General features: G+C 73.5%; 15 protein-coding genes. 6 read left to right on the top strand and 9 right to left on the bottom strand.

Translation table 11 applies throughout. The features are described from left to right. Positions 1 to 458: 458 nt before the first annotated feature. The 3 genes from ACWD4P_RS35345 to ACWD4P_RS35335 form a co-directional block, all read right to left on the bottom strand. Positions 459 to 1,052 (bottom strand): RICIN domain-containing protein, encoded by a 594-nt coding sequence (locus tag ACWD4P_RS35345; RefSeq protein ID WP_359829035.1) that lies wholly within the window; start codon positions 1,050 to 1,052, stop codon positions 459 to 461. A 49-nt stretch (positions 1,053 to 1,101) separates the two neighbouring features. Then, positions 1,102 to 1,728 (bottom strand): hypothetical protein, encoded by a 627-nt coding sequence (locus ACWD4P_RS35340; RefSeq protein WP_449782447.1) that lies wholly within the window; start codon positions 1,726 to 1,728, stop codon positions 1,102 to 1,104. A 407-nt stretch (positions 1,729 to 2,135) separates the two neighbouring features. Continuing rightward, positions 2,136 to 3,092 (bottom strand): proline dehydrogenase family protein, encoded by a 957-nt coding sequence (locus ACWD4P_RS35335; RefSeq protein ID WP_449782446.1) that lies wholly within the window; start codon positions 3,090 to 3,092, stop codon positions 2,136 to 2,138. A gap of 132 nt (positions 3,093 to 3,224) precedes the next feature. On the opposite strand from ACWD4P_RS35335, the gene ACWD4P_RS35330 reads away from it, so the two are divergent. Next, complete coding sequence (locus ACWD4P_RS35330; RefSeq protein ID WP_449782445.1) at positions 3,225 to 4,184, top strand: GlxA family transcriptional regulator; 960 nt, start codon at positions 3,225 to 3,227, stop codon at positions 4,182 to 4,184. Between the two features lie 266 nt (positions 4,185 to 4,450). Here ACWD4P_RS35330 and ACWD4P_RS35325 read toward each other — a convergent pair whose 3' ends face one another. Then, on the bottom strand, positions 4,451 to 6,340 hold the full coding sequence (locus ACWD4P_RS35325) for an RICIN domain-containing protein (RefSeq protein ID WP_449782444.1): 1,890 nt from the start codon (positions 6,338 to 6,340) through the stop codon (positions 4,451 to 4,453). A gap of 344 nt (positions 6,341 to 6,684) precedes the next feature. Here ACWD4P_RS35325 and ACWD4P_RS35320 point away from each other — a divergent pair, with 344 nt between their 5' ends. Both ACWD4P_RS35320 and ACWD4P_RS35315 read left to right on the top strand, forming a co-directional pair. After that, the gene (locus ACWD4P_RS35320; protein ID WP_449782443.1) at positions 6,685 to 7,110 is read left to right on the top strand and encodes a peptidase inhibitor family I36 protein; all 426 of its coding nucleotides are present in this window, start codon (positions 6,685 to 6,687) and stop codon (positions 7,108 to 7,110) included. Positions 7,111 to 7,188: 78 nt separating this feature from the next. Next, positions 7,189 to 8,076, top strand: coding sequence for a hypothetical protein (locus ACWD4P_RS35315; RefSeq protein ID WP_449782442.1), 888 nt, complete (start codon positions 7,189 to 7,191; stop codon positions 8,074 to 8,076). 413 nt (positions 8,077 to 8,489) lie between these two features. Here the strand turns inward: ACWD4P_RS35315 and ACWD4P_RS35310 are convergent, their stop codons facing one another. Beyond that, entirely contained in the window at positions 8,490 to 9,680 is a 1,191-nt protein-coding gene (locus ACWD4P_RS35310) for an alpha/beta hydrolase family protein (protein WP_449782441.1), read from the bottom strand. A gap of 167 nt (positions 9,681 to 9,847) precedes the next feature. Here ACWD4P_RS35310 and ACWD4P_RS35305 point away from each other — a divergent pair, with 167 nt between their 5' ends. Both ACWD4P_RS35305 and ACWD4P_RS35300 read left to right on the top strand, forming a co-directional pair. Further along, the gene (locus ACWD4P_RS35305) at positions 9,848 to 10,987 is read left to right on the top strand and encodes a sensor histidine kinase (RefSeq protein ID WP_449782440.1); all 1,140 of its coding nucleotides are present in this window, start codon (positions 9,848 to 9,850) and stop codon (positions 10,985 to 10,987) included. Then, a complete protein-coding gene (locus ACWD4P_RS35300; protein ID WP_449782439.1) occupies positions 10,984 to 11,727 on the top strand; it encodes a response regulator in 744 nt (247 codons plus the stop codon). The genes ACWD4P_RS35305 and ACWD4P_RS35300 overlap by 4 nt, the downstream gene beginning before the upstream one ends. 203 nt (positions 11,728 to 11,930) lie before the next feature. Here the strand turns inward: ACWD4P_RS35300 and ACWD4P_RS35295 are convergent, their stop codons facing one another. The 3 genes from ACWD4P_RS35295 to ACWD4P_RS35285 all read right to left on the bottom strand — a co-directional run bounded on the left by ACWD4P_RS35295 (position 11,931) and on the right by ACWD4P_RS35285 (position 15,816). Beyond that, the gene (locus ACWD4P_RS35295) at positions 11,931 to 12,536 is read right to left on the bottom strand and encodes an FG-GAP repeat domain-containing protein (protein ID WP_449782448.1); all 606 of its coding nucleotides are present in this window, start codon (positions 12,534 to 12,536) and stop codon (positions 11,931 to 11,933) included. Between the two features lie 30 nt (positions 12,537 to 12,566). Beyond that, positions 12,567 to 15,017 (bottom strand): hypothetical protein, encoded by a 2,451-nt coding sequence (locus ACWD4P_RS35290; protein ID WP_449782438.1) that lies wholly within the window; start codon positions 15,015 to 15,017, stop codon positions 12,567 to 12,569. A gap of 538 nt (positions 15,018 to 15,555) precedes the next feature. Then, on the bottom strand, positions 15,556 to 15,816 hold the full coding sequence (locus ACWD4P_RS35285) for a GlsB/YeaQ/YmgE family stress response membrane protein (protein ID WP_449782437.1): 261 nt from the start codon (positions 15,814 to 15,816) through the stop codon (positions 15,556 to 15,558). Positions 15,817 to 16,067: 251 nt separating this feature from the next. Here ACWD4P_RS35285 and ACWD4P_RS35280 point away from each other — a divergent pair, with 251 nt between their 5' ends. Further along, complete coding sequence (locus ACWD4P_RS35280; RefSeq protein ID WP_359829044.1) at positions 16,068 to 16,718, top strand: HAD family hydrolase; 651 nt, start codon at positions 16,068 to 16,070, stop codon at positions 16,716 to 16,718. A 96-nt stretch (positions 16,719 to 16,814) separates the two neighbouring features. Here ACWD4P_RS35280 and ACWD4P_RS35275 read toward each other — a convergent pair. Next, the coding region (locus ACWD4P_RS35275; protein WP_449782436.1) for a hypothetical protein at positions 16,815 to 17,208 on the bottom strand (394 nt) is incomplete at its 5' end.

The raw sequence follows: 17,208 nt of genomic DNA, 5'->3' as shown, positions 1-17,208 counted from the left end.
TGCACTACTACCGCCGTCGCAAAGTCGCCGAGTCGGTCGGCGTGTGCGCGGCCGGGGCGACCTCGTCCGCGGTGACGGTCAGTCAGCAGAGCAGGTATTTCGCCAGGAGTACCTCGATGCTGCCCTGACGAGTACCTCACTGACGTCAGAACTCGTGAACATCACCCGCCCGTGGTTCGGGGTGCCTCCCGAACCCGTGAACAAAGCCACCGACCGTCCCCGCACGGCACGGCTGCCCCGCCAGTGCCTGCACTGCTCCTCGCACGGGCCGGCGCCCGCCGCGTCGCGCTCCTGACCGTGCGACGCGACGGAAGGGCCACCGCCCCCCCGGGCACCGGCCTTGGCGGCTGCGATCCCGGACATCGGCGGCACCCCGTCGGCGGCCGCTGGCCGAGCAAGTGACGGCCGCCGGCCGGGGGTGCTGTGCCGTCCAGCCGAAGCGGGACGGAGGCCCGGGGTCAGACGGCCTGGAGCCTGTAGAGGTCCGGGTAGTCGCTCTGGACGATCTGGTTGCCGTTCCCGCCGCCGGTGGCCGCCACCCACTTGCCGGAGTGCTGCCCCTTGAGGGTGATCAGGCCGGTGCCGGGCACGTTCTCCTTCACGAACTGCTGCTCGGTGGGGATGTGGTCGCTGAAGCAGCCGGTGGTGATGATCCAGGCCCCGGAGCTCATGGAGTTGCCGTCGACGGCGAGGCACCAGTGGCGCCAGTTGTCCTGGAAGACCACCGTTTCGGTGTTGTTGGGCCCGGGCTTGTGGCAGTAGATCCACTGCTGGTTGGACTCCTTGCCCCCGAAGTACTGGATGACCGAGCCGTGGTTCCCGGGCGACAGGGCGACGGTCAGGAAGGTCTCGGGGTCGGTGGTGGGGGCCTTGATGAGGTAGGGGCCGCCGTCGCAGGTGAATTCGCCCCACGTGGTGGTGAGGGCGGCCGTGGCCGGGGCGGGTGCCGCGACAGCCGCCGGGACGGCAGCGAACAGGACGGCGGCGGCGACGGTGCCGAGCGCGGTCACCCGGCGTCGGGCGCCGTGGCGGGACCGGTGCTGAAATGACATGGTGAACTCGCTTTCACTGTCGAAGGGGTGGGCAGCGAACGGCGGATGGTCAGCAGCTGAGCTTCAGTCGGGCGGCCGCCCGCAGGGTGCCGGCCGGCTCGGGCGAGGCGCAGGAGACGGTGCCCTTCTCGACGTTGCCGAAGGTGGTGAAGGTGCCGCCGATGGTGGATTTGATCCAGAGGCCGGTGCCCGGGCCGGAGCGGGCGCAGATGTACCGGGCCCATTCGCCGGTCACCTTGTGGAAGCCCCGGTAGCGGCCGTAGTAGCCGGGGATGCTGAAGGTCACGGGCTCGGTGAGGGGCGCGATGTGGGTGCTCGTCTTGGTGTCGGCCACCGCGAAGCCGACCTTGGCGCCGACATTGGCGAAGAGTGCCTTGTAGTCGGCGGTCACCTCCGTGCTGCCGTTGACCATCGTGTTCACGACGGCGGTCTCGGTAAGCGTCGTGGGGTACTCGCCGGTGGTCCCGGGGGTGACGTTGACCGCCGCGAACTCGGTGACGGTCGGTTCGAGCCGCACCGAGAGGACGTCCTCCCAGTTGCGGTTGCCGTCCGGGTTGCAGGCGGGGGTCGGCGGCGGGTCGGCCTGGGCGGGGGCGGCGCCGAGTTCGAGGCCGGCGACCGCGAACAGTGAGGCGAGGCCTGAGGCGAAGGCGGCGCGTCGGTTGCGCGAAGCCATGGGGGTGCTCCTCCGGTCGAATCGGGTGCGAACGCATGGGTGATTCATGCATGTCATTCCTTGTGCGCACGGTCATCCTCCCTCCCGGGGCGGGACGGTCGCCATCCCAGTTTTCTAGGTGGTGCCGGGGCGCGTCGTGCGCGCGGGCGGGAGCAGGTCGGCACGGGGCGCGGGACGCTGACACGCCGTCAGGGCGGCACTGGGCGAAGCGTCGGCGCCCCCACTGGTCCTGGTCGCGCGGGTCCGGCGTGCACGGGTGGCCTCGTTGTCGGCGGCGCCGGGCGTGGTCGGCGCGTCAGCTCCCCGCGCGGAGGGGAAGCGCCGCGCCGATCACCGACCAGCGGGTCCTGGGGCACGGTGGTGCGCACCGTCGTCACGGCGCCGCCGCCGTCCGCTCCGGCCCTGGTTCACGCGGCCGCGTCGACGAGGGCCTGGAGCAGGCGCTGGGGGTCCTCGGCGAGTCGGTTGCAGACGTAGAGCCACCATTCCGTGCCGAAGACGACGTACTCGCGGGTCGGGTGGCCACGCTCGGCCATGGCGTCGAGCCGGTCGGGCCCGAGGCCGAGGAGGGTTTCGAACTCCCAGGGGGCGTGGTCCCGGTCCTTCCCCCCGAGGTGGTGGTCGATGCGGTCGATCAGGCCCCAGTCGTGGGTGGCGAAGGAGCACGGGTGGCCCGAGTCGGCCAGCCGCTCCGCGTACGTCAGGTAGGCGGCGGTCAGGGCCGGGGCTTCCCGCCGGTGGGCGATGGCTTCGGGTTCGAGGAAGGCGCCCTTGACCAGGCGGATGCGGCCGGGGCGGGTGAGCAGTTCCGGCAGATCGTCCGCGGTGCGGTGCAGGCGCGCCTGGACGGTGATGCCCACGTGGTCGAAGCGTTCGCACAGCGCGTGGTGCAGGGCCAGCACCGCGTCGGTGCGGTCGGAGCCCTCGGCCGAGATCATCATCTCCCGCCCGGTGGCGGCGGTGGCGTGGGCGATGCGGGTGGCGTTGGCCAGGGCGAGCTCCGCGTCGACGGCGAGGCCGATGTGGGACAGGTCGAGGGAGATCGAGCACCCGGGCGGCAGGAGCCGGGCGGCGGCGAGGAACGTGTCGGTCTCCTCGATGGCGCGCTGCGGGTCGCGGCAGCTCTCGCCCATGTACTCGACGTTCACGCGGTGGCCGGCGGCCAGGACCTGCCGCGCGCGGTCCAGGGCGTCGGGGAGGGTTTCGCCGGCCACGTACCGGCGGGCGACCTTGCGGGCCAGGGGGCCCAGTACGGGGTCGCCGGGGATGCGCCACTTCAGCTCCTCGTCGAGCGCCAGTGCGCGCAGGACCTGGGCCGTCCGTGACGGGAGATCGGTGGTGCCGGTGTGCGTGTGCGTGGTCATCCGGGTGCCTAGCTGTTCGCGTGACGGGGGAAGCGCCTGCGAGCCTTCCAGGGCGGGGCACCCGCGGGGAGTGGCAGAAACGACGGATAGGCTGCAATTCCTGCCGCCGTCGTGAGAGGGGATCGGGAGCCGGTGCTTCGCGATGTCGCCGTCCTGGCGCTCCAAGGCGCCCACGCCTTCGAGCTGGGCGTGTTCTGCGAGGTCTTCGGCATCGACCGCGGCGACGACGCGCTCCCCGTCTACGACTTCGCTCTCGTCCCAGGAACCGGCGGCGCCGTGCCGACGCGGCACGGCTTCGAGGTGCGGAGCCGGCACGGCCTGGAGCGGCTGGCCTCGGCGGACCTCATCTGCGTCCCGGCCTACGACCCGCGCGTGCGGCAGCCGGACCGCCTGGCCGAGGAACTGCGGGCCGCCGTCGAGCGAGGCGCCCGCGTCCTGAGCATCTGCACCGGGGCCTTCCTGCTCGGCGAGGCCGGGCTGCTGGACGGGCGGCGCTGCACCACCCACTGGCGGTACACCGACGAGCTCGCACGCCGTCACCCGCGGGCCCGGGTCGAGTCGGACGTGCTCTACGTCGACGAGGACCCGGTCATCACCGGCGCGGGTACCGCCGCCGGGGTCGACACCTGCCTCCACCTGATCCGCAAGGAGCACGGCAGCGCCGTCGCCAACGCGATCGCTCGCCGGATGGTCGCGCCCCCGCACCGCGACGGAGGCCAGCGCCAGTACCGCGAACGCCCCCTTCCCCGCGGCGGGTCCGGTTCCCTCGCCCCCGTCCTGGCCTGGATCGAAGCCAACCTCGACCAGGACCTGACCGTCGACGCGATGGCCCGCCACGCCCACCTCTCGCCGCGGACCTTCGCCCGACGCTTCCGGCAGGAGACCGGGACCACCCCGCTGCAATGGCTCACCGGACAGCGCGTCCTGCTCGCCCAGCACCACCTGGAGACCACGGACGAGCCGGTCACCGTCGTCGCCCACCGCACGGGCTTCGGCAGCGTCGACACCCTCCGCCACCACTTCGCCCGGCGCCTCGGCACGACGCCGCAGGCCTACCGGCGAACCTTCGGAGCCCCGCCCACCGGCGGATGACCCGCCCGAACCCCGGCCCGGCCGCTACCGCAGGTCACGGCAATGACCCGCACCCCTGAGCCGAAGGAGCGGGCCGTCCATCGCACCGGGGAGTTTCGCCACCACCTGTGACCCGCGCCGGTGGTTTTCGCTCCGGGGCCGCCGGTGAGCTTGCCCGCCCAGGCCCGGCGCCCTGCTCCCGGGGGCCCCGCCCCGGGGGAAGGACCGGCGCGGCGGACGCGGCCGGGTGGCGGAGGCCGGGCCGGCCCGGGACGGTAAGACGCCCCCTAACGACGCGGCCCGTAGTTCCAGTAGTGGTCCGGATAGTTTCCGCACGGGTACTGCATCAGCGGGGCGTGCGGAGCACTGCTGCCGTAGGAGACGGCGAGGCACTCGTGGCTGTTGCCGTTGACGAAGCGCAGGCCGTTCGGCCACTTCTCGATCCGCCACGACTGCCCGGGGTCGTTGTTGCACACGGACTGGATCACCCGGGCGTTGGCTTCGGTGCTGGAGTCCCGGACCGAAAGGCACAGGGCACTGTTGTAACTGACGATCCGGTAGTACGTATCGCCTTCGGAGTCCGTGTAGGTCTTCTGGGCCTCCCAGAAGTGGTCGGGGTAGTCCCCACACGGGAATTGCTGGACTTCCTGGCCGTCCTCCCGGGTCCCGCCGAGCGTGGCCATGCACTGCAGGCTGTTGCCGTTTTTGATCTCGACGGCTCCCGTCGGCGGGACCACAGGGGTTCCGCCGAGGCGGCCGGACGTCCCGGGTTCCGCTGTCCGCGGCGGCACGGTGCGGGGCGGCGGCGCCGACGCAGGACCGTCGCTCCCGGGCGAGGGGGAGGGAGCGACGGCGTCCGGCGGGGTGTCGGGCTGCCCGGCGGGAGTTGGCGTACCGGTAGGAACGGGCATCACCGGAGGACTCCCCGGCCCGGCCGCCGGCGGATCGGTCGGCGGATCCGCCGGCGAGGTGGTCGGCGAAGCGGTCGGTCGTGTGCCGGGCCCCGACGCCGGGAGAAGGCCCGCGTCCGAACCGGCCTCCGAGCCGGGGCCGGTCACGGCCGCCCGGGACACCGCGTCGGGCCGGGCGGCGGGCGTCACGCCCAGCCGTGGGCCCACCAGCACCCCCGCCATCACCAACGCCCCGCCGAGAAGGGCCCCGGCAGCCCCGGCAGCCATGCGGCCGCGGGCCCTGCGCCACCCCGCTTCGTCGGCCCCTCCCCGCGGGGGGCCGATGAGCGCCGGGCCGAGCTCGAACGGACCGGCCGGCGAGTTGTCCGGGACGTGCACCAGGTGCCCGCGGACAACCCTGCCTCCGGCCCCGGCGGGCTGGAGCATCCGGCTCACCTCCCGGCACCGCTCGGCCAACGCCTCCCGAACCTGCACGAGTTCGGCCTCCAGACACCGCAGCACCGGCAGACGCGCCTGGACCCGGCTGCCGACAACCAACTCCGCCCCCGGCCGCCGGCCCCCACCCGCTGGGGCCTGCTCGCCTTCCCGCTCGCCTTCCCGCTCCCGCTCCCGTTCCTGCTCGACCAGAAGCCCGACGCCTTCCTCCTCCCACTCCGCCGTCTGCTGCGCCTTGCACGCGTGCTCCCTGATGCGCCGCACCTCGGCCAGGCAGCGCGTCGCCTCCTGCAACCGGGACCGTCGCGACCGCGCCGCATCCCCCACGCCCGCGTCCTCCACACCCAGGGCCCATCCGTCGGGGCCCGCCTCGTCTTCGCCGCCCGCGCGCAGCTCGCCCCGCAACTCGGCCACGATCGCCACCAGCACACGGATCAGTTCCTCGGCCTGGGCCACGCCCGCCTCGGCCTCGCGCTGCGCCTGCCGGGCCCGTTCCAGGGCCTGCCGCGCGGCCGACCGACCGTCCACGCGTACGGGAGGCACCTCGGTGGCCCGAGTGGCTTGTTCGTGCAGGACGCGGGCGCGTGCGAGCAGCACCGCTCGGGCATGAGGGGCCACCGTATGGTCGTGGACCAGTCGTTCGAGCAGGTGCCACGGGATGTTTCGTTCCGCGGAGCGGTACTCGCTCCAGCTGGTCTTGCCGCCGGGGTAGCGCCGGGCGAGTTCACGGACGGTGGTCGCGCCCGTCACCTGCCGCACGAACGCTGCCAAGGCGTTTGCCTGCTCCGTTTCTCCTTTGAGCTGCCCCTGCGGTCGTCCCGTGTTTCCCATCGTGTCTCCGTCCCGGCCCTTGTCCGTTCCTGTCCGGCGGCCGAACCGGGATTGTCCGGCGGCCACCTGGGCCTATGCGCAGTTTTGTTGATGGACAATCAAAACAAGCCGCACGGTGGAGCCTCCACCGGATCTTCGGACAACTTCGAGGCCCGGTAGCCGCCGTCCTTGACGCGGCGTCCCGAAACGCGAAGGCCGAAGACAGCGGCCGGGCCCACGGCGCCGTCGCGCCGGGACGGAAGGCCGCACGGCGCCGGTGGACCGGCTCCTCGCACACACCGCACCCAAGCGCACCCGACCGGGATCCGCCCGGCCCCGGGGCGTCCGGAAACCAGGAGAAGAACATGAGGACACGACGCATCCTGACCACCCTGCTGCTGGCGGGGACGACCGCCGCCGCGACGCTGGCCGTGACGCCGGCCGCGCAGGCCGCGCCGAACAACCCGAACTGCCTCGGAGCCAGGGCCTTCTGCCTCTGGTACAACGCCAACCAGACCGGCTCGGTGGCCGGTTGGGACCTGAGCACCGGCTTCAGCGGCTTCACCGACCTCGCGAACGCCGGCGCCTTCCTGACGTCGGGGGCCGGACAGGGTACCGCGGTGAAGAACAACGCGGCCTCCGCCACCTACCAGTACCCCGGCCACTGCGTCGGCAACGTCCAGGTGTTCTACAACGAGAGCTGGACCGGGGCCTCGGACACGGTTCCGGCCTGCGGCAACATCAACCTGGTGCGGACGAAGAACAACGACGCCTCGTTCCGAGTCAACTGATCCCGGAACGAACCCGCCGGGCCGTCCGAGGGATCGGACGGCCCGGCCGACCGCTCGGAGATTCGAGGCCCCGCCACCATGAACACACCACGGCTCGCCGCCCCGCTCGCGGCCGTCGCCACCTGCTGCCTACTGATCGCCTCCTGCTCCACGAGCGGAGGGGGCCCGGCCCCGCGCGCCTCCGGTACGGGGGTGCCGCCGGGCCCGGCCGCCGCCGGCGTCACCACCGAGCCCGCGCCCGGGGCCGTCGACGGCCCCGCCGCCATCTCCCTGCCGCTGGACCCGTACTTCCTCCCGCCCGCCGAGGAGGCCCGGCTGCACGCGGCCCTGGACCGGCTGGTCGCCGACTGCCTGCGAAGCTCCGGCCTCCAGCCGCCTGCCCCGGCCGTCGCCCAGCCCCCCGTCCTGGGCCGGTACGAACGGCGCTACGGACTGACCAGCGCCGCCGGCGCCCGCACCACCGGCTATCACCTGCCGGCCCGTCCGAACCCGGCACAGCCACCGCTTGCCCCGGCACTGGTGAAAGCACTCACCGGCCCCCAGGGGTGCCAGGAAAACGCCGCACGAAGGATCACCGGCACCACCGGCTACCCGGGGGACGCCTACCCGGTCCGGTCGGCAAACCAGGAGTCCTTCGACCGATCGGTGAAGGCCCCGGAGGTCGTGGCCGTCGTCGCCGCGTGGTCCGGGTGCATGAAACAGGCGGGGTACGACTACGCGACACCGCTGAAGATCGGCACCTGGCCGTCCGAACAGCCGACCGGCGAAGAACGGAAGACCGCCCTCGCCGACGTCGCCTGCAAACAGCAGACCGACCTCGTCCGGATCTGGAACGAGGCCGAGGCCGCCGTCCAGCGCGACCTGATCCGGCAGAACGCCGCCACGTTCGACGGTGTCCTGGCCGAACGCCACCGCATGCTCGACGAAGCGGACGCCGTCCTCGCCCACCCCGAACCCGGACGGTAGCCCGCCGGGGAGACCGAGCCCGGTGAGCCCTCCCACATGAGTGCCTGACACTGTCGGGGATCTCCGCTCCCGCGCCCTCGGAAAGATCGGTCACGCCGGCCTGGGAACACCGGGAAGCCGCTGCGGACCACACTCCGCCGCCTTGCCGACTCGGCCACCGGGAGAGCGTGTCGACCGACACCGTCCGCCCCGCCCCGCCGGTCTGCTCTCACACCCGGGCGCAGGCCGCCGGCCGCGCCGCGGTCTGCTCGTCTGCGGATCCGGATCCGGGGCGGTGGTACTCGACGAACGCGCGCGGTCGTCGCCGCCCGTCGCCTTGGCCCGCCGTGCGGGCGAGGGCGACGGCGTCACCACGGGCCTCCTGCCCCGGTCGGCGACGACCGCGACGCCGGCCGGGGCCGGCGCCACGGCGTTCACCGGGCGTAGTCGACCTCGGGGAAGTCGGGGGAGGGGCCGTCGAGCAGCCGCCCCCGGTCGCGGAGGTGGAGGTCGAAGAAGGCGCGCGGGTAGGCGCGTTGGAACGCCTGTGCCCGGTGCCCGGGAATCGTCCCGACCTCGTACTCCAGGTCGGTCGGTGACATGCCCAGGAGCGGGGCGATCAGCGGCAGGATCAGCACGTCGTCGCCGAACGACTGGTGCGCGGCTCCCCGGACGGTCAGACGCAGGCGCCAGCCGCGCAGATGCGACCAGAACGCGCGCAGGGCGGGGTTGTTCTCCATGCCGCCCTTGCCCGGGGTGTCCACGACCAGGAACGGACGGTCGAGCCCGGCGTCCACCACCGGGCCCGCCGCGCCCCCGTCCAGGCTCGCTCCCACCGTGATCCGTTCGTCGGTGAGCATCGTCGCGGAGGTGGTGGCGCCGCCCAGGGAGTGGCCGAACATCCCGACGCGCCGCAGGTCGAGCGCCCCGCGCAGGCCGGTGGGCAGCGGGGTGCGGCAGACGCCGGGGTGGCCGCCCGAGCGGAGGACGGCGAGCCGGTCCAGGACGAAGCGGATGTCGGCGGTACGGACCGCGAGGGCCTTGGCGTAGTCGTTGACCCCGCCCAGCGGATTGGTCTCGACGCGTCCACCGGGGAAGGCGACCACCGCCGCGTCGTAGGTGTGGTCGACGGTGACCACCAGGAAGCCGTGACTGGCGAGGTCCTCCACGACGCCGGTGCCGAACGACCGTGACGCGGCGGCGCCGGGAGAGTGGAGCACGACCGGCAGGGGGCCCGGTGGGCCGCCGACGGGCGCGCCCTCGTGGCCGTGGGTGCCTCCCAGTTCCACCCGGCCGGGAGGCAGGCCGAGGAGGTCCAGGTACCGGTCGGCCGCGGCCGGAGGCATCCAGGGAACGGTGGGGCGGGCCGCGCCGGCGCGGGCGGGGTACCAGATGCTGATCATCAGCTCACGGCAGGGGCGGGAGGGCACCCAGGGGTCCGGCCGCGTGGTGTCGGCCAGGTGTAGCGCGACCGTGCCCACCGGGTACGGCCCGTTCGGGGCGGGCAGCCGGAACCGCACGGGTTCCGCCTGTCCCGGGCGCGCGACGGCCGGCGGCGCGAGCGGACCCAGGGCCAGGGTGGCGGCCAGCCCGGCGTACGAGGCAAGCAGTGTTCTCCGGTTCATGCGTTCCACTGTTCCGTCCGGCGGGTCCGGCGGCTTCGCCCCCGGGGAGGAACCCGGTGTCGGCCCAGGAGGGTACGGCGGGCATCGGCCGCGCGGATGATTCGGCCCGTGAGATGACGTCCTCCGGGCTGACAGGCCCCGGGCCCGGCTTGGATAGCGTGGCCGGCATGGGTGATGGGCAGTCACGGCCGCTGGTGGCCGGACGTCTGCGGGACGGTCAGTGGCACGGCGTGGACACGGTCGCGGCCGTGCTCCTCGCCCTGGCGTTCGGCGCGAGCGAGGCGCACCGCGCCGGCTGGGGCGCGGGAGCGGTGGCGGCGGTGGTCTGGCTGCCGGTCGCGGTGCGGCGCGGGCGGCCCGTCCGGGTCCTGTACGCGGTCCTGGCCGGGGCGGTCCTCGCCCTGGCGTCCACTGGGTGGGAGGAGTCCTGGGTCCCCGTCGGGGCCGTCCTGTACACGGTGGCGGCGCGCGAACCGCGGCGCCGCTCCGCGACGGCGCTCGGCTGCTCGCTGGTCGCCGTCGCGGCGGCCACGGTCCTCGTGCCGCGACCGCTCCCGGCCTCCGGGGCCGCGGGGGGCGCCGTCTTCGCGTCGTTGATGATGACCCTGCCCTGGCTGGTGGGCACCGCGCTCAGGGAGCAGCGGTCGTACGCGGAACTCGCCGCCCGGCAGGCCGTGACGGAGGAGCGCCTGCGGATCGCCCGCGAGCTCCACGACGTGGTGGCCCATCATCTGACGGTCATCGCGGTCCGGGCCGAGGTGGCCCGTGCGGTGGCCTCCACCAACCCGCGGGAGGCCGAGCACACCCTCGCGCTGGTCGGGACGGCGGGCCGCACGGCGCTCACCGAGATGCGCCGCATGCTCGGCGTCCTGCGATCGCCCGGTGACGGAGCCGAGTCGGGGGCCGCTCCCGGCCTGGCGGACCTGCCCGCGCTCGCGGACGGCGCGGGCCCGCGCGTGGAGCTGTCCGTCGACCCGGGGCCACCGCTGCCCCCGGGGGTGGAACTGGCGGTCTACCGGATCGTCCAGGAGGCCCTCACCAACGCCGTCAGGCACGCGGGATCGGCGGACTGCCGGGTGCACCTGTCCCGCACGGGTCCCGGGGCGGTCGAGATCGAGGTCGTCAACGACGCGCCGTCCCGGCCCCCGTCCCGGCTCCCGGCCCGGCGTCCCGGCGGCGGGCACGGACTCGTAGGGATGCGGGAACGGGCGGCCATGTGCGGCGGGACCCTCTCCGCCGGTCCCCTGGCGACGGGCGGGTTCCGGGTGCACGCGCGACTGCCCTGCGGACCGGGGGCGGCGCGGTGAACCGGCCGGTCCGGGTTCTCATCGCCGACGACCAGGCGCTGCTGCGGGCGGGCTTCCGCCTGCTCATCGAGAGCGCGCCGGACTTCACCGTCGCGGGCGAGGCCGTCAGCGGCGAGCAGGCCGTCGAACTCGCCCTGCGGCTGCGGCCCGACGTTGTCCTGATGGACATCCGGATGCCGGGCACGGACGGCCTGGAGGCCACCCGGCGCATCTGCGCGGACCCGGACGCCGTCGGCACCCGCGTGCTGGTCCTCACCACGTTCGACCTGGACGAGTACGTGTACGCGGCACTGCGCGGCGGAGCCAGCGGATTCCTCCTGAAGGACATCCTCCCCGCCGACCTGCTGACGGCCCTGCGGGTGGTCGCCTCCGGTGACGCCCTGCTCGCGCCCGCGGTCACCCGCCGCCTGATCCGCGAGTTCGCCGCCCGCCACGAGCCGCCCCCGCGGCTCGTCCGGGAACTGGCGGGCGTGACCCCGCGCGAACGGGAAGTCCTCCGCCTGGTGGCCCGCGGACTGCCCAACCCCGCGATCGCCGGGCACCTGGGGCTGAGCGTCTCGACCGTCAAGACACACATCCGGCGGCTGCTGGCCAAGCTCCAGGCCCACGACCGGGCCCAGATGGTCGTCATCGCCTACGAGACGGGCCTGGTCACACCGGGCAGGAACCCCCCGCCCACGGGCCGCCGCCCCACCGCCCCGGACGGCAGCCCCGAGGGGCACGCCTCCGACGGCACGTAGTGCGGCTTCCGCCACCGCGCCGGCCTGTCGCGTCCACGGGACTCTCACCCGCCGACGGCTCCCGCCCCGTTCCCGGATGACGAGAACGTCATGAGGGACGCGCGCGGGCGCGGTCGTGCGGACCGGAGGGTGCCGGGGCCGCACGACCGCGCCGGGTGCGCGGGGTTTCCGGACGGCTGCGGCCGTCCTGTGGTGGGTGTCGGTCAGGCGAACTTGACGCGCGCGGGGTCGGTCCAGCCGTTGCCGATCGTCACGGCGCCGGCCCAGTTCGCGTTGACGCCGTCGATGTTGCGGAAGGCCCGCAGGTCGCCGTTGGTCTCGCTGGAGACGAGCTCGGCCCTGCCGTCGCCGTTGAGGTCGGCGAGGCGGATGCGGGCCGGGTCGTTCCAGCCGGAGCCGATCTCGCGGGGGGTGCCCCAGCCGCCGTCGTCGAGGACGCCGTGGTTGGGCCAGGCGGTGAGTGTCCCGTTCTGGTTGATCTTGACGGCTTCCGCCTTGCCGTCGCCGTTCAGGTCGGCGAACAGGATGCGGGCGGGGTCGGGGAATCCGCCTCCGAAGACGGTGGCGTCGGCCCAGTCGAAGTCGATGCCGTCGATGTTGCGGAAGGCCCGCAGGTCGCCGTTGGCGTCGACGGAGATCAGGTCGGCCTTGCCGTCACCGGTGAGGTCCGCGAACTTGACGCGGGCCGGGTCGGTCCAGCCGGTGCCGATCGTGCGGGGCGTGCCGTAGCCGGAGCCGGTGTTCGGCCAGGCGGTGAGTGTCCCGTCGGGGTTGTCGACGATCAGGTCCTTGCGGCCGCTGCCGGTCAGGTCGGCGAAGAAGACCCGGGCCGGGTCGGTCTAGACGTTCTTCACCACCTGCGCGGGCGCCCAGTTGAACGCGAGCGCGTCGATGTTCCCGAACTGCCGCAGGTCGCCGTTGGCGTCCGCGGACACCAGGTCGGCCTTGCCGGTGCCGCCGCTGTACAGCGGCGCCCGGGCGTAGCCGAGCAGGCCCTCCTTCTCCTGGCCCTCGCAGGCGGGGTCGGTGCTGTCGAGGTGTCCGCCGTCGTTCAGGACGCGGCAGCGGTAGACCGCGACGCTGGGGATGCCGTCCGGCGGGGAGGGCCAGAGGGATCCGCTGCCGCCCAGGCGGGTCTTGCCCTCGCAGTCGGGTTTGAGGGAGCTGAAGTAGTCGGTGTCGCCGGCCCGGCAGTCGTACAGGCTCACCGTGCCCGCGGGCTCGTTGAGGTTCACCAGCCCGAGCGTGGCCTCCAGGCGGTACCCGTCGGGCGGGCCGAAGGCCGTCACGACGTGCCCGACGCCGCTGTTGCTCACGTACCGGGCGAGGTCGGCGTAGGCGAGCGTGTACCCCTGGAGCCCTTCGACCTGCTTCCCCTCGCAGTTCGGGTCGGTGCTGTCGAAGTGGTCGCCCACGACGGGTACTTGGCACCGGTAGACGGCCATGCTCCGCTCCCCGGCCGGTGGGTTGTCGTACAGCCAGCCGAGCAGCCCGTCGACGTGCTGGCCCTCGCACTTCGCGTCGAGGGAGGTGAACTGCCCTCCGCCGTACCAGCAGTCGTACAGCGGGTGCGTGCCCGGCTGCCGGGCGAGCAGCAGCTGCCCGAGCGGGCCTTCGAGGCGGTAGCCGTCCGGGGGCAGGGCGGTGGTGGCGAGGTGGCGGCCCGGCCCCGAGTACCGGGTGAGCTGCCCGTGGAGCGGGCCGCGGGTGGTGGGCTGGTGCTCGGGGATCAGGCTGAACGCGCGGGAGGGGATGACCTTGACCTTGGTGGCCCAGTCCTGCCCGTAGCCGGCGTCGATGACGTCCTGGGGTGACCCGAAGTTCACCCGCGCCCCGCCGACGATGTGCGCCACGGGCGTCGGGCTCGCCCCCGCGCCCTGGACGAGGGTGCCGTCGCGCGGGATGTCCGCGGGGATCTGGTTGAACGCGCGGGTCGGGATCGCCCTGACCCTGGAGGCCCAGTCACCGGTGATCCCGATGTCCTGCAACTCCTGCGCGTTCGCCACGTTCACGCGGGCTCCGCCGATCATGACGGCCACGGGGGTCGCCGCGCCGCCGGCGCCCTGGATCAGCGTGCCGTCGGCGAGGACGAAGCCGATGCTGTTGTAGCTGCGGGCCGACAGGGCCGTCACCTTGGTCCGCCAGTCCGTGCCGTACCCGGTGTCGATGACCTCCTGCGGGTTGTTGAACGGCACGATCGCGCCGCCGACGGTCTCCGCGACGGGCAGCCCCGTGCCGCCGTCCCAGCCCTGGACGAGGTGTCCGTCGGCGGGCTGGTCGTTCATGTGGTCCCGGGCGTCGATCGACCAGTTCGAGACCTTGACGGGGTTCCCGCAGCTGAGCGGGGCCGCGCAGGTGTCCTGGTGGAGCGGCGCGCCGCCGACGAACAGGTAGACGTTGCCGCGCTGGTCGACGGCGGAGGAGCCGTCGCGCGGGGTCGCCGGTCCGGCGTCGATGACGGCCTGCGTGGTCGGCCGTGATGTCGGCTGGCAGATCCCGTCGTCGCAGGTCGCCTGCCAGACCGGCGCGCCGCCGACCATCTTGTAGACGCGCCCCGTGTCCGTGGCGATGAGCTGCGTGTTGTCCGGCAGCCCGACGACCGACGTGATCGGCTGGGGTTCGGTCGGCTTCTGGGAGGACCGCCCCGGGGTGCCCTGGTCCGGCCGCCTCGGGTGGTGCGGCGGCCGGCCGCCGCTGCTGCCGCCACCACCGATCAGGTTCTCCAGCACCCCGCCCCTGCGCAGGATGTCGTACTCCGGACTGGGCTTGTCCACCACGACGTCCACGAGCTTGCCGGCGCTGAACGAGCCGGTGGTGACCCTGGTGGAACAGTTCGAACGCACGTAGGTCTCAGTGACGTTGACTGTCGCCTGGACGGCACCGGAGCGCCAGAACACCGTGCTCTTGGGCGGCACGTCGAGCTGGATCTCGTGGGAGGTGGTCCACGCGGTCTTGCCGCTGAGGCTGAGACCGACCTTGACGGAGCTTTCGGCGATGAGGGTGTCGATACTCGCGGTGAACTCGCCGCTCACGGTGACGCTGGTCTCCACGGTGCGGGAGAGAGCCGCCCTGGTGTGCAGTGTGGCGCTGGACGAGGCGTTCACCGAGATCCCGTCCTGGTACTGCCCCCACCACAGGCCCCCCGACGTGTAGGCCGTCAGCCGGGAGGGATCGCAGACGGGCGTTCCGGCGAATGCCTGACCGCCGCCGCCCAGTCCGCCCGTGGCCAGCAGGACCGCCAGCGCGGTCGGCCCCAGGAGCCGGCGTAACCCCCGTCGCGGCCCGGACACCGACGACCGTTCCGGAGCCCCTTGTCGATGTCGGCGCAGCGCGCCCAGCCATCGTCCTGTCAGTCGCATGAGTTGATCAATTCCTCTCGCAGCGAGGGAAGTCGGGAACAACCGCGGACGAGCCGAAGGACGGTGCACCTGTCCCCGGCCCTACCACCGGACGCTACGGAGGGGCGCCTTACCGTTTGCTTACCGGACGCCTGACGGGCGCCCTTCGCCCGGACCCGCGACCGCCGGTGCGGCGCTCACCCCGCCGGCCCGACGGGCGGTCAGCCGTCGCCTCGGCCCGTCCTGCCGCGCTCGCGCGGCGGGATGCGGTCGCCGTCCGGATCCACCGCGTGGTCGGAGGACGTAGCGGACGTCCGTGGCTGTCACTGATCGAGGTCGTCCTGCGCGCCTGACCCGAGACGCGGCCGGCCTCGGCCGTCTGGCGCTGTCCGCGCCGCCACGGGTCGTGGGCCCGGCCGCACCGCCGCGCGGAGGCGGTGCGGCCGGGCCCATGTGACCGTCCGCGGGCCCCGAGGGCCCGGGCGGTGGTTCAGCGGTTCCGTGCCGCGTAGGCGGGCGACACCACGGCGATCAGGACGGCCGCCACGCCGACCTGCAGCAGGTGCCGGATCCAGTCGATTCCGCCGGTGTGCCGCACACCGAGATAGGAGGCCGCGGCGTTGCCGAGCACCGCCCCGACCGCTCCGACGAGGACGGTCAGCCACAGTGGAACGGGCTGACGGCCCGGCAGCACGAGCTTCGCCAGCAGGCCCACCACCAGGCCCGCGACCAGGGCCCACAGGATCGTCATGGTCTTCTTCCTCTCGTTCGATCCGGCCTTTCCGTGACGCCCGCCGTGTGCCCCGAGGGCCGGGCGTTCATGCCGGTGGCGCGGGGACCGGACCCGCGGACCCGATGCGCGGCACCCGCGTCACCGCGCGGCGTCCGGTGCGGTGACCAGGGAGCAGCCGACGGCCGCCCGCCGTGGGCGAAACCCGTGGCGGACACCTTCGCCCAGAACGCGCGTCCGTGGCCCCCCGTCCGGGGTCATAAGGTGCAGGAATGATCGAACTGGTGATCTTCGACTGTGACGGCGTGCTGATCGACAGCGAGCCGATCGGCGTCGAAGTGGACAAGGTGGCGATGGCGGCACTCGGGCTGCCGATGAGCGGGCAGGAGATCGTGGAGCGGTTCGTCGGGCTGTCGCAGCGCGCGAAGACGGCCGCGCTGGAGGAGCTGCTCGGACGGGAGCTGCCCGCCGACTGGTGGGAGGAGTACCGGCCGCTGCACACCCGGCTGACCGACGAGCGGCTGGGCCCGGTGGACGGGATCGTCGAGGCGCTGGAGCGGATCGACCTGCCCGGGTGCGTGGCCTCCAACAGCGGTCATCGCTGGCTGCGGCGGGGGCTGGGCCTGACCGGGCTGTACGAGCGGTTCGCCGGGCGGATCTTCAGCGGCGCGGAGGACGTCCCGCGCGGAAAGCCCGCGCCCGACCTGTTCCTGCACGCGGCCCGCACGCTGGGCGCCGACCCGGCCCGCTGCGTGGTGGTGGAGGACAGCCCCCACGGCCTGAGCGCGGCGAACGCGGCCGGCATCCCCGCCTTCGGCTACACCGGCGGCGTCAACTCCGCCGACCGCCTGGCCGGCCCGGGCCGGGTCCTGTTCGACGACATGCGCGACCTGCCCGGCCTGCTCACCGCGCACGCCCGCTGACGCCCGGGCCCGGGAACGCACCCGCGCCACCCGCCGGACAGCCGTCGGACAGCGCGTTCCCCGAGCGTGCGCGGTTGGGTCGTCGGGGTGGGGGTGTCAGCGGGGGGAGATGTACTGGAGGGTGGCCAGGTGGTCGCCGGTCCGGGCGCCTACCTGGACGTTGGGAAGGTGCTGTGAGGGCTTGGTCGTGGTGATCCGGAAGACGTACTCGGCCGAGTCGCCCGAGTGCTTGACCTCCAGCCCGGTCGGGGCGGTCGCGGTCAGGGCGCCGCAGTCGTCGTGCAGTGGGACCGGGGTCCATCCGTCGCCGGACTTCGCCTCCAGGACGATGTCCTCCTCGGTCAGGCCGTAGGGGCTGGACACGACCACCTCGGGGCGCAGGTCCGCGGTGCCCTGCGGCGAGGTGGCGGTGAACCCGAACTCGGTGGGGGTCGTCCCGGCCCGGAGGTCCGTGGTCGAGACGGTGCTCACCCATGGGCCGTTGAAGTCG

It is taken from the genome of Kitasatospora sp. NPDC002543 (assembly GCF_053594915.1).
Note: the sequence above shows the minus strand (reverse complement) of the source record. Positions and strands in the feature narration are given on the sequence as shown.

Coding starts and splice junctions, on each gene's coding strand:
- ACWD4P_RS35345 (WP_359829035.1), bottom strand. CDS start 1,052: ATGTCATTTCAGCACCGGTCCCGCCACGGCGCCCGACGCCGGGTGACC.
- ACWD4P_RS35335 (WP_449782446.1), bottom strand. CDS start 3,092: ATGACCACGCACACGCACACCGGCACCACCGATCTCCCGTCACGGACG.
- ACWD4P_RS35320 (WP_449782443.1), top strand. CDS start 6,685: ATGAGGACACGACGCATCCTGACCACCCTGCTGCTGGCGGGGACGACC.
- ACWD4P_RS35340 (WP_449782447.1), bottom strand. CDS start 1,728: ATGGCTTCGCGCAACCGACGCGCCGCCTTCGCCTCAGGCCTCGCCTCA.
- ACWD4P_RS35325 (WP_449782444.1), bottom strand. CDS start 6,340: ATGGGAAACACGGGACGACCGCAGGGGCAGCTCAAAGGAGAAACGGAG.
- ACWD4P_RS35305 (WP_449782440.1), top strand. CDS start 9,848: ATGGGTGATGGGCAGTCACGGCCGCTGGTGGCCGGACGTCTGCGGGAC.
- ACWD4P_RS35310 (WP_449782441.1), bottom strand. CDS start 9,680: ATGAACCGGAGAACACTGCTTGCCTCGTACGCCGGGCTGGCCGCCACC.
- ACWD4P_RS35285 (WP_449782437.1), bottom strand. CDS start 15,816: ATGACGATCCTGTGGGCCCTGGTCGCGGGCCTGGTGGTGGGCCTGCTG.
- ACWD4P_RS35280 (WP_359829044.1), top strand. CDS start 16,068: ATGATCGAACTGGTGATCTTCGACTGTGACGGCGTGCTGATCGACAGC.
- ACWD4P_RS35315 (WP_449782442.1), top strand. CDS start 7,189: ATGAACACACCACGGCTCGCCGCCCCGCTCGCGGCCGTCGCCACCTGC.